8 protein-coding genes are annotated in these 12,842 nt (G+C 43.0%); all 8 read right to left on the reverse strand.

Annotated features, from left to right (window positions below; translation table 11 throughout):
• Positions 1 to 80: 80 nt before the first annotated feature.
• Entirely contained in the window at positions 81 to 1,322 is a 1,242-nt protein-coding gene (locus BMY70_RS22430) for an IPT/TIG domain-containing protein (RefSeq protein ID WP_177197112.1), read from the reverse strand.
• A 60-nt stretch (positions 1,323 to 1,382) separates the two neighbouring features.
• The gene (locus BMY70_RS22435) at positions 1,383 to 2,543 is read right to left on the reverse strand and encodes a glycan-binding surface protein (RefSeq protein ID WP_090338533.1); all 1,161 of its coding nucleotides are present in this window, start codon (positions 2,541 to 2,543) and stop codon (positions 1,383 to 1,385) included.
• 31 nt (positions 2,544 to 2,574) lie between these two features.
• Positions 2,575 to 4,254, reverse strand: coding sequence for a RagB/SusD family nutrient uptake outer membrane protein (locus BMY70_RS22440; protein WP_090338534.1), 1,680 nt, complete (start codon positions 4,252 to 4,254; stop codon positions 2,575 to 2,577).
• Between the two features lie 13 nt (positions 4,255 to 4,267).
• Positions 4,268 to 7,762: a TonB-dependent receptor gene (locus BMY70_RS22445; protein WP_177197113.1), complete on the reverse strand. Its 3,495-nt coding sequence runs from the start codon at positions 7,760 to 7,762 to the stop codon at positions 4,268 to 4,270.
• A gap of 348 nt (positions 7,763 to 8,110) precedes the next feature.
• Complete coding sequence (locus BMY70_RS22450) at positions 8,111 to 9,370, reverse strand: FecR family protein (RefSeq protein ID WP_090338535.1); 1,260 nt, start codon at positions 9,368 to 9,370, stop codon at positions 8,111 to 8,113.
• Between the two features lie 71 nt (positions 9,371 to 9,441).
• On the reverse strand, positions 9,442 to 10,041 hold the full coding sequence (locus BMY70_RS22455; RefSeq protein ID WP_177197114.1) for an RNA polymerase sigma factor: 600 nt from the start codon (positions 10,039 to 10,041) through the stop codon (positions 9,442 to 9,444).
• Between the two features lie 950 nt (positions 10,042 to 10,991).
• Complete coding sequence (locus BMY70_RS22460; protein ID WP_090338537.1) at positions 10,992 to 11,300, reverse strand: TonB-dependent receptor plug domain-containing protein; 309 nt, start codon at positions 11,298 to 11,300, stop codon at positions 10,992 to 10,994.
• Positions 11,301 to 11,368: 68 nt separating this feature from the next.
• Positions 11,369 to 12,793, reverse strand: coding sequence for a phytoene desaturase family protein (locus tag BMY70_RS22465; RefSeq protein ID WP_090338538.1), 1,425 nt, complete (start codon positions 12,791 to 12,793; stop codon positions 11,369 to 11,371).
• Positions 12,794 to 12,842 lie beyond the last annotated feature (49 nt).

Below are 12,842 nucleotides of genomic sequence, written 5' to 3' on the forward strand. Positions count from 1 at the left end.
TTTGGCAAGGGCGTAGGAATAGTGTAAACAAAAGGTATCAACGATACCCTTTGTTCAATAATAGTGAGGATAAACGGTTATTATCTCAACCCAATATGATCAAGGTAAATCGAACCTGACCAGCCAGTTTCCTGAAACATTAATTCTGTTATTGTTGCTGGATTTCCAAGATCGGACTTACTAAGTTTATATTCCGTCCAAACGCCTTCTTTCAGGATGATCACAAAAGGACTTCCCGTATTGGCCACTACGTTCAGCTTTTTTCCTTCGGTTCCCGGAAGACCAAATACGGAAAAACTGATCTCAGAATAACTTGCCGTAGCAACACTTGCGCCCGCAAATTTCAAAGCGCCCCAGGCACCGGTGAAAGTCATTTTTGCAGCATCGTTACCATCACGGACGTTGTCGGTACTGGCAAAATCCGCCGTGCTTCCCCAGCCCCAGTTTGACCAGCCGTTCATTAGGGCATCTTCATAAATAGCGTATTTCAAAGGCGCTAGATCAGGCAGATCACCCACGAATTTTAAAGCCTCAGCAGATTCTACAGTAAGGCCGGAATAAGCTACCAGTGTAACAATGCCCTTGTTGGCTGTTTTCGGAATTTTTAAAACAATCTGCGTTGCAGTTTTGGATACAAATTCAGTAATCGGTGCTGTCAGACCTTTTAGTAAAACCCCTTGAACCAGGTCCAGATTTGTACCTGTAATAGTCAGCTCTTTTTCTCGTTCAGCCGGATTTGGCGCAATCGATTTCAAGATTGGTAAGGCAATAACCAGATCTTTTTCGGTCTCGATGGTCATGGGCTCTGTGCCGCCTGCTAAAAAAATCAATGGCCCGGTCTGCGCTCCAAAAGGCACCGTTACGACCAGTTCGTTCAAAGTTTGGCTGACGAACTGGATTACGGCCGTGTCTTTGGCAAAACGCACTTCTTTGATCCAGTTTAGATATTGACCTTTGATGGTAATATTTTCACCAGGGCGTGCGGATTCCGGCACAGATTCTATCTTTACAGCAACCTCAAAACTTAAAATTGTTTTAGACACAATATCGCCAGCCGCAGTTTTCAAAGTGACCGTTCCCTCTGAAGTTTCATTGGGTACAACCAAAACGATCAGTTCCGAAGACTGCTTCACAAACGCAGAACTCGGCACGGTGGCATTTTTAAGTTCGATGGCCGTAACTTTATCAAGATTAGTACCAATAAAACTGATCTGCTCACCAGGTTTTACACCGGACGGACCAAAACTTAAAAGCTGAACATCATCCGTAACCGTAACATCGTCTTCCTTGCAAGCTATAAAAATGCCCACAAACATTATCATGCAGAGGATGGTGAAAAACCTCTTGTTATTTATTTTTCTCATGTTGATATCGGGATAGGGCTATTTTTTAATTGTTTTTGGAACCACACGGAAATTGTCGAGCGAAATGTCGGCATCAAGATCTCCTCCCCCATGAAATAATAACCTGGTGTAATACCCAGCCGGACTTACCGCCATTTTAACACCTGCCGCTTCGTAGCTTGCAGCAACCTGTTCAAAAGGTATAATCACTGTTCTCCACTCGCCTTTTGTGTCATACGGCGGAGCCCACTGGTAAGCATCAGTAACAAAATCCTTGCTCAATCCAACATTGATTTTCAACATGTTGTTATTATAAGGCTTCACAGTATTCACCTCAAATTTAAGGTTATAATCGGCCGGTTTAAGAATGGCTTCATCCGGGACATTTTTGCTGATAGCTCCCATGGCATCCGGCGGGCCGCCTGCAACTTCTTTCCAAGCCCACCCTGCAATAGCTTCCTTAACACGGATATAATTTCCATTAATCGCTACCGGATCGCCTTCTGCTGGTTTGGTAACAACATATTTTTCATTCCACCAACCTGTAAAAGGATCACTGCTCAGGAAAATATTGCGGTTGTCACGAAACCAGAAATCTGATTTTGTTTCACCAAAATTCGTGGAAACTGTAATCTGGCCAGCCGCAGCATCTGCGGGCACCCTTACCCTGATCGTTTTTGCTTCAACCGAAACTATCTCACCTTTTGCACCGCCTGCAAACGTAACGGTAAGAGGCTCATAAAAATAATCTCCATTGATTGTAGCAACCTCACCTGCAGCAACATATTCACAAGCCATACTGGCCAGAGATGGCTCACTGATCTGCACTTTAAAATCGTGTTCCAAAACTGCTCCGCCCGAAAATAAGATCCTCATTTTGTTGGTAATATCCTTCGGAATAACGCTCGGAATACTGACCAGAATTGATTTGTTTGATACATAAGTTGGTGTCAACGCAGCACGCTGGTCATTGAACCAGATTTCCGAAGCGTCCTGTAAATTCTCGCCAACAATAGCAATTAAGGTTCCCTGAAAAGCAGCTACCAAAAGCGAGTCAGAAGATTCAGGTTTGGTAACACGCACATAGGTAATACTCGGAGCGCCGCCATTCGGCAGATCATCTTCCGAACAGGAAATTGTAAAAACGGCCATTCCGCATAATACTGCGAACAGCACGGTGAATTGATATATAGTCTTCATTGAATAATTCTTTTTGATACAAAAACAGAAATTATTTTTTGTAATAATCAACCGCGGGTTTCTGAAGATTGGGCGCCTGGCTCAACTCCGCCGAAGGAATCGGCAACAGGAAGTTTCCACTGTTCGCAATAATCGTCCGCTCGTTGGTCGCCCAGGCTGTTTTGGTAAATGTCCAAGATGTCGGATTCGGAAACTGATCCGGTGCTGTAAAAAACAGACCACGGTCCTGCGAATTTAAAATTGCATAAGCTTTGGCCGGGTTGTAATAATGCAAACTGACCAGATCGTACCATGCCATACCTTCCATTGCAAATTCGACAGTTCTTTCTTTGAAAATCGCATCAAAAGTTAAAGGATCTTCAACAGCAGGTAGGCCGGCACGTGTATGCACCTTGTTGAAATAGGAAAGCGCGGTTGCATCGGCAGTAGAAGCATTATTCCCCAAGACCGCCTCAACATATATAAGATACATTTCTGCAAGACGCATCATATAGGTATCATTCCCATAATTTTGAGACGCAGCCAATCCACCAACATCCTTCGCTTTTCCGGTTATATATTTTTTGATCGAAACAAAATTGTTATCCGTACCTGTGAAAGGAAAAATCAGCTTTTGTTCCCCTCCCGGGATAGTCTGGGTAATCTCAGGATAAGAAGCTCCGGGAAGCATGAAAGTCGCTTTCAATCTTTGATCAAGCGTTCTCCCCTGCATGCCGGTGGCTGTGGTTTTGATCCCATCATATTGGCTTATCATCCACCAGGTTGCACTTTTATCACCTCCCCAACCGTCTCCGTTGGCAATGTCAGAACTGTAAGCCAGGTAAGCAGGAGATGTATTTTGTGTTCCATATGCGCCGGGAGAATATACCCATTGCAGCGAAAAAAGCGACTCCGGGTTGTTATCATAAGGAAAAAGAAAAAGATCCGAGTAATTCTTCATTAGAGAAGCACCACTTTTTGTGATTACCCTTTCCGCAAAATATTTTGCACTGTCCAAAAACATCTGACTTCTTTGTCCGGATCCGTTTGATTCCACACCAGAGCGGTTCAGGTAAAAACGAGCAAGCATACCTTCAGCTGACCATTTTGTTACGCGTCCGGGACGGATAGGCGTTTCAGGCAGATCGTTGGCAGCACTCCGCATTTCACTGGTTATGAATTTCCAGACACTTTCAGGCGTATTTCTGGTGACTGTAGTATCAGACAAAAGTTTCAGGTTGTCTTCAATGACCGGTACGGCTCCCCAGTTCATGACTAAAAAGCGGTAGGCCAGCGCACGGATAAAGCGGGCTTCTGCGATAGCCATTTTTTTTACGGTTGGCGAAACGGCTGCTCCGGCAAACTGGTTGATATTATTGATTGCCAGATTGGATTGTCCTACTACAATAAAGAAAGATCTCCACGCAGAACCATTTTCAGGTGTGTTTCCTGTTGTATTGAAAAGTACATTTCCCCGGTCGTTGTACGCAGAAAATGCAGTTCCAGCCCGAAAATCCCCAAGGTTATAAGATGCTTTGTCATTGTAGTCAAACCAGACTTTACTGTACAGAAGTGCAGTAGCGGCAAGTACCTGATCATCGGTCTGATAAAAACTTGCGTCTACAATAGAATCCAGTGGAGGTCTTTCCAGAAAATCCTCAGAGCAGGCCGATAAAATGAAAACCGGTATCAAAGCGGTAATCAAATAATATATATGTTTAATATCTTTCATGTTTTTCAAAAAATTAGAAGTCTAAGCCCAAACTAAAAGTATAAACCGGAGTCAGCGGATAGCGGCCGTAGTCCAGACCAATCGCCTGATTACCAGGACTTGCATCCCTGGATACATAAGCTCCAACTTCCGGATCAAAGCCGGTATATTTGGTGAAAGTCAAAACATTTTGTGCACCAAAACTCACTCTGGCTCCCCTTACAATTTTCTGTTTTGACATAAATGCCGCAGGCACGTTATAGGTAAGCGACACGTTTTTCAAACGAATGAACGAGCCATCTTCCACCCATTTATCCGTATGGCGGGTGAAGTTTCCATTCGGGCCGTTGGAAATCCTGGCCACATCGGTTCCCGGATTCGCAAGTACCACTTCACCTGATTCATTGGTAATCGGTTTTGCATAGTCCATCGCGTGAACCAGAAGATTCCGGCTCAGATTAATATTGCTTGCATTGGTGTTCAGCTTGCCGAGATAATTGTAAATGTCATTTCCATAGGTACTCGTAAATAACAAACTCAGATCAAAGCCCTTGTAAGAAAATGTGTTTGTCAAACCCGCGAACATTTTCGGCCAGGGATTACCAATGGAAGTAAGGTCATTTTCATCAATTTTTCCATCGCCGTTCAGGTCTTTGAATTTGACATCACCCACCCAAATATTGTCTACATTTGTAGGCAGGCGATTTCCGTTGTTATCAACAGGCACTGCACTCGCATCAATTTCAGCAACCGACTGGAACAGGCCTTCTTCCTGATAGCCCCTGAAAAGCCACGGAGCTTTGCCCACTTCCGAACGCTGCGTCCAATCCTGCATCCACCAGGAAGTACGGTCCACAAAAGCACTTTCAGAATAGAAAGATTTGATTTTAGTTTTGAAACTTGAAACGTTGAAGCTGGTTTCCCATTTAAAACCGCCTCTGTTAATATTGGTCGTATTGATTGTGAAGCCAAAGCCTTTGTTTTGCAGCGCACCAATATTAACCGTTGGCGACCCAACAGCTCCGGTCCCGTTAGTTCCCATATACCAGGGAAGCGGTTTTTCCATCAACAAATTGTCGGTATTTTTGATATAATAATCCAATTCAAACTGTATCCGGTTATCGAGCAAACCTACATTGATACCAAAGTTATTCGTTTTGGTCTCCTCCCATTGAAGTCCTGGATTGCTGTATTTTGTTGGCAGAAATCCCGTTGAAGTTGGTGTTGCACCCGTTCCCATCGGAGAATAAATGCCACCACTTCCGCCCTGGTTACCTGTAATCCCGGTCTCAAATCTCAATTTCAACTCACTAATGGCCGGAACGTGGAAAAATGCTTCCTGCGAAACTCTCCATGCCGCAGAAACAGATGGGAAAAAGCCCCATTTATTATCCTTTCCAAAATTGGCGGAACCATCACGGCGGACCGTTCCCATCACGATATATTTATCACCATAGTTGTAATTCAACCTTCCAAGATATGATTCCATCGCCCAGTTGCCTGAACCACCAGAATTACTTGAAGTAAGCGCGTCACCGGCTGCAAGGTCAAAAATGTCGTTGGTAAGAAATCCGGTCCTAGTAGCACCAACATTTTTCCAGCCAGATTCCTGGGCTTCATGACTTACCATAACGTTGATATTATGTTTTCCAAAAGACTTTACATATTCCAAAAGTTGGTTCCAGTTCCAGTATGTATTAACGCCCGTTCCGTTGGTAAGTGAAGCCGCAACATTTTTCGCCCAGCCTATTGAATAAGTTGGGATATAATAAGTTGAATTTGAATAACCAATATTGGTATTAAATGAGGACCTGAAATTAAGTCCTTTTACAATTTCAATCCCAAGATTCAAGCCGCCTAAAAATTGTCTTCTCAACAATTTATTTGTGGTCAGGTTTGCAATGGCAATCGGGTTAACAGGCGCGAACTGATTTGCACCATTGTTCAGATCACCTCCACCCCAGGAACCATCCAAATTTTTAACAGGCACCTGAGGTGTCAGCTGCAAAGCACTGGCAATCACATTTTCCTGGCTCGTTGTCAGGTTATCATTGGTTTGGTTGAAGCTCAAATTGGCCCCCAGAGACGCCCATTTTCTTGGTTTATTGTCAAGATTAAGACGGAAACCGTAACGGTTGAAACCTGATCCCAGTGCAACGCCATCCTGTTTCAGATATTCTCCTGACAAATAATAAGTCGTTTTATCATTTCCGCCGCTCAAACTCAGCTGATGTTTATTCATAGGAGCACTTTTGAAAAGCTCCTTTTGCCAATCTGTGCCTGTTCCAAGCAAGGACGGATCCAGAAATTCTGTGGGTGTATTGCCACCGGCAAGCTGGTGATATTCACCCACCATCTGCGCATACTGCTGCAAATTCATAACGCCAAGCGGCTCTGGAGCCGTTTGCAAACTATACTGATAGCCATAAGAAATTTTTGTATCCCCAGATTTTCCACGTTTCGTTGTGACGATCAATACCCCGTTGGTTGCCCGGGAACCGTAAATCGCTGTGGCAGAGGGACCTTGCAATACTTCAATGGATTCAATATCAGCGGGGTTTAATCCAGCCAGTGGATTTGAAGAACTTTGTGAACCGTAAGCCACAGACTGGCCGGGAATCTGAACTCCATCCACGACATAAAGCGGCTCATTACTGCCACTAATGGAATTTACACCACGGATATTCACAGAAATTCCACCGCCAGGCTGACCTGAATTTTGCGTTACATACACCCCTGCTGCTCTCCCCTGAATGGCTTGTTCAATTGTTGTATTAACAGTTCGCCCGATATCTTTTGCTGAAACCGACGTCTGTGCCGTGGTAAGATCGGCTCTTTTCATCTGGCCGTAACCAACAACAACCACTTCTTCCAGTGCTTTTGTATCAACCAGAAGCGTAACATCTAAAACGCTTTTATTGCCAACCGGCACTTCTTTCGGCAGATATCCAACGAATGAAAATATCAAAACCGAGCTCGTACCCGGTACTGAAAGCGAAAACCTGCCATCGGCAGATGTCGTTGTTCCCTGTGGCAAACCTTTGATCACGATACTTACCCCCGGAAGAGGCTCGCCTTTTTCGTCGGTCACTTTACCGGAAACATCAACGGCCGTTAATAAATATCCGGAAACCTTATTTGATAACAAACTGGTCGGACCAATGTCACTTTTTGTCAGTGTTGATGCAGGCAAACTGCTTTGGGCATTGACAGGAACATTATTCGCTGTGGTTGCTTTTCTCTTTTTAACAACTATCGTTTTATCAATAATAGAATAACTGAGAGGCTGGTTTTCAAATACCCGGTCCAGAACGGATTTCAGTTCTTCTCCATTAACCCGGATATTTACGGGTAATGTATTTTTCAACAAGCGGTTGTTATACAAAAAATTATATCCTGTTTGCTTTCTTATTTCATTGAATACTTTTTCCAGGCCGCTATTATTTTCGTTAAGTCTAACGGTCTGTGAATATACGCCCGCACTGACCTGCATAAATGCTACCAGAAAAAGCAAAGCGGTGAGCTTCATAATTCGTCCTATTTTTAGTTTTGAGCTGCCAGGGAGCAATCTCTTTTTTGAGCAGACGCGACCTGGAATTATGCGGGCAAAGCCGCATTGATAAAGTAAAGCATATTTCATACTTTTACATTGTTGAGGTTAACTGTACATGTTTCGTGTTTCGCAATAAATACTGGGCTGGATTTTAACCTGAATCTTTTCCGCTGTACTTTTTTCCTGCCAGGGAATCAAGTGTGGCTGATTCCACTTCGGACTCCACTCCGAAGTGTTTTTTTTGGTCATCCTGCAAACTTCCGTCAGCTGTCGTCCATTTCTATGTTGGGTTTAAATTTTTGAATTGTAGTTGTTACCTATCAGTTATTCCACAGCACTCACCTCCACCTGTTTGTCTTTTACTTTAAATTTCACTCCGCCACCTTCTTCCAGAATATCCAGTATACTTGAAATAGCTACTTTTTTGGACACATATCCCGTAAACTGATCCTGCGGAAGTGGACCGCTGTATACAACATCCAGATCATACCACCGTGAAAGCTGGCGCATCACTTCCTGAATACTGGTATCCTTAAATTTGAAGTAACCTTTCTGCCAGGCCACTGCGCTTTCTGTATCCACTTTTTCGACAGCAATTGCAGCTTGTTTCGGTTTGACGATAGATTGTTCGCCTGGTTTCAATTTCACCGTTTCCAAAGAAATTTTTCCCTCTGCAATCGTAGAAACCTTCACGCTTCCTTCCAGCAGGGTTGTTTTCACAACAGACTCATCACGGTAAGAATTGACATTAAAATGTGTTCCGATCACTTCGATGATCTGGTTATTTGAAACGACCATGAAGGGAACACGCTTTTTATTCAGACTGACTTTTGCCACTTCAAAATACACCTCACCGGTAATTTCAACTTTTCTTTCATCTGCACTGAAAACCGCAGGAAACCGGATTGACGAAAGAGAATTCAGCCATACGTTTGTACCGTCCGAAAGCCTGATCTGATATTGACCTGCTTTAGGTGTGGTGATCTGGTTGTAGATTCCGGTTTTATTAGGAATGCCGTCACGATCTTCCAATTGTTTTCCGTAAACCAACTGACCATCTGTCACTTTATTGATGTTAATACCAGACTGGCTTGCGATTTGTCCGTCACCGGCTTCATTCAAATTGATAACAGATCCATCCGCAAGCGTCAGCATAGCTTTATTTCCGCCCGGAGCAGCATCGCTTTCAAGTGCCTGAGCGGCGATATTTTTAGCAGGTTTTGATTTTTGCATCAGGATATAATAACTTCCGATTCCGATCAGCACCAATACCGCGGCGACAGCGAACCGACGGAAATACCACCAAAGACTTACAACATCAGTTTCATGCTCATCTTCATAATCTAAAACCTGTTCTTGTTCCATTCGATCGATACGGTCTTCAATTTTTCCGATTAAATCAGAATAAATATCCGAGTTTGCAGGCTCAGCACTATTCTTTAAAATATGCTGATAGCGGTCCATCACATTCCGTGCTTCAACAGGGGAAATAGAATTAAACCAACGCATAAACGCCTGATGTTCTTCTTCTGTATGGCGGTTTTCCGCATACTTTTCCAGAAAGGGGTAGTAATTTTCTTCCATATAGTGAGAAGACGGATTGGCTTGCTAAAAGAACCCCTCACTATTGAAATTATTTTCACTTTTTTTTGAACTTATTGAATACCAGACAGGAAATACATGATAATTACCATATCTGTTGTCATTTCCCCATGTTTACGGAGATAATCTTTCACAAAATTTGTTGCCGCATAAAGCTGTTTTTTGACAACCGACTTAGAGATTGAAAGCTTCTCGGCAATCTCGTCCAGCGATAATTCTTCTTTTGTTTTAAGCTCAAAAATCTGTTTCCTTTTTTCAGGAAGCTGATTTATAGCATCTTGTGCAAGTTGAAAATATTGACCGTATATAATTTCTGAATCCGTCTGATCTGTGCTTTCTTCTGAAAACGGCCCGGTCAGATTTCGATATCTGTTTTCCGTCTGTTCCCTGCGCAGATGATCCAACAGGAGATTTTTTGCCGTTTTAAAAATATAGGGCTGAAAAGATTGAACATACAAAAGGCCTTCTTTTTTCTCCCAGATCTTCACAAAAACATCCTGAACAATTTCCTCGCTAAGCTCCCTTGATCTTGTAAAAAGAAAAATATACCGGATTAATGAAGAAAGATGGCCAGTATATAAACTTGCAAAAGCCTCTCTGTCGCCTCCTGCGCAGCGCTCCATAAGGTCCCTCTCTTCTTTAATTTCGATCATTGGTTGATTAGCCGTCAAAATATTTTCATGCATTGGTATCCAAAGTAATTAAACTGGCAATCAGGAGTTAACATTTTGTTTAAAAATAAAATTCAAATATTACATTTATTCTACAATAAGTTCTATTCAACATGAAAAATTTGTGCCAAAATGGAAAGAAAATACGAATAATATTCTCCTCAATCATATAGGATTTGATAAGCTTAGGGAAAAGATTATAACTGTATATAAATGAATGAGTTAATGCAACGCTGATTAGAAAATAGCATCAATATTTTTGATCATGCAGGTGGCTAATGCTTTTAAAGAATGTAAGATAGACAGAAATACAGTACAATTGATTTCATAGTGTCCTTCTTATGACCAATCGTAGAAATAAATAGGGTAAAACATAACGACTATTCTTCAGAATTCATTAGCTGGCCAGTAGAGCAGCCATTAAAAATTTTAAATGGATAATGACGACATGCTTCTGCTGCACCGTCCTTTATCATTCATAAAGCCTGATCAGGTCGCGCGAGTTATTAAGAAATTAAATGACAGGTTAAAATTATAGTTTGCCAGTTTCACTGCTTTCCAAACTCATTTAATTATTAAAATATGATAACCACATTTAATCGGCCATTCTTTATAGTTTTCCTGCCTGTATTTGTAACTTTTCTATGGCAATTTAGAACTTACCAGGCGTAAAATACCCGAACCGAATAGCGTTTGTAATTATAATTCAGAAGAACGCCGTTTTGGCTGATGTAACCTACCGTCGCTGTGGTGCTGAGCTTTTCTTTACTGCTGGCAAGCGACAGACTGTAATTCTGTATGGCGGCATCCCTCAAAAGCAGATCATACCAATCAGTCCCTTTTCCGGCATAATGAGCTGGATTTTGGTACTCGACCGGAATGCTTGTTGCCTGTCCGAGCCGAATTTTTTCCTGAAAAACTTCATTCTCATACTAAGCAAATTCCTGCGCGTTCATCATATCCGGCCGGCCACGCTGAGGCACCTGCTGTACACCGTAACTTGCGTTAAAGCTGATGGTGGAACGCCCGTTTCCAGCTCTTTTTGTTGTGATCAGCACTACCCCATTGGAAGCTCTTGACCCATACAACGCAGTTGCTGATGCATCTTTCAGGATTGAGAATGTTTCAATCTCATCAGGATTAATGTTGCTGATATCGCCCACAATCGGAAAGCCATCCACAACATAAAGCGACTGACTACTTCCGCTGATCGAAGCAGCACCACGAATCCGTATAGACATACCTCCTACTGGCTAATTGTAATCCAAGTGAAGAATAGTCATATCATTGAAAGTGTCATTCGCAATTATCAAGTAAATAAGTCTTTTAATACCTGGTTTGCCGCGTGATATCCACACAAACCATGCACACCACCACCAGGAGGAGTCGAAGCCGAACATAAATAAATTCCCCCGGTAGATGTCCGGTACGGGGATAAACTTAAAACCGGACGGCTATACAATTGAGCCACGTTTTGAAGTCCGCCGTTAACATCACCGCCAATATAATTTGGATTATATTCCTGCATCTGTAATGCATTCAACGTACTTCTTTTCAGTATTGTATCTTTAAAACCGGGTGCAAATCTCTCAATCTGATTTTCAATAATATTGGTCATATCAACCTGAGAGCCGTTGGGGACGTGGCAATAAGCCCAGGCTGTATGTTTTCCTTCGGGCGCACGGGTTTTATCAAACTGACTTGGCTGTGATAAAAGCACATATGGTTTGTCGGCGTGTTTGCCATCAGAAGTGATTTTTTCACTATACGCGATCTCTTCAAAAGTATTTCCAAGATGAACCGTTCCAGCTCCGGATGTACTTTTGGCAGTAAAAGGAATGGGTTCGCTAAGGGCCCAGTCCATCTTAAAAACACCCATACCGTATTTAAACTTTTTCAGTCTGCTGACATACGAAGTCCCCAGTTTTTCACCCGCAATTTCGATCAGCTGCTTTGGTCCGACATCAAAAAGGACTGCTTTTGCAGAGGGTAGTTCGTTGATGGATTTTACAAAAAAACCAGTTTGTATTTTCCCTCCCAGTGAAAGAAAATAAGACGCCAGCGCATTGGCAAGTGACTGCGATCCGCCTTCCACAATTGGCCATCCGCCAATATGTGCCGCCGAGGTCATCACAAGCCCGATGGCTGAGGATGCCAGATTATCAAAAGGCTGAACGGCATGAGCCGCTACGCCAGCCCAAAGTCCTCGTGCCTGTTTTGTTTTGAAACGATTTGCAGTCCAGCTGATCGGAGGTAAAGCTTTCATGCCAAAGGATGCCAGTGCGAGTGGATATCTGGGAATAGGAAAAGGGCCCAGGATATCGGGTAAAAGTTTTGGCAGATCCTTTACAGGTTTTTTTATCAAAGAAAGATAAGCATCTCGATCCTGACCCAGCCCGGCCGCGGTATCTTCCAGCGAGTTTTTCAGCAAGGCCACCGTACCGTCATCAAATGGGTGCGCTGCGGCATAGGTTGGTTCAATCAGCGAAAGCCCGTGTTCTCTAAGCGGGATTGATGTAAAAAAGGGAGAAATGGCAGCCATCGGATGTACGGCAGAACATACATCATGGTGATAACCGGGAAGTGTCAACTCGGAAGTCCGCATGCCACCGCCTATGGTATCCCGTCCTTCTACCAATAAAACAGAAAGACCTGCCTTTTGAAGCGTAATGGCGGCCGCAAAACCGTTTGGGCCAGAACCTACCACGACTGCGTCATAATCCGTATTTTTCATTTATATATTATTTGTTGTGCATTAAAAAATGCATCAAACCTGCTGAATC

The organism is Dyadobacter koreensis, from assembly GCF_900108855.1.
Taxonomy (GTDB): domain Bacteria; phylum Bacteroidota; class Bacteroidia; order Cytophagales; family Spirosomataceae; genus Dyadobacter; species Dyadobacter koreensis.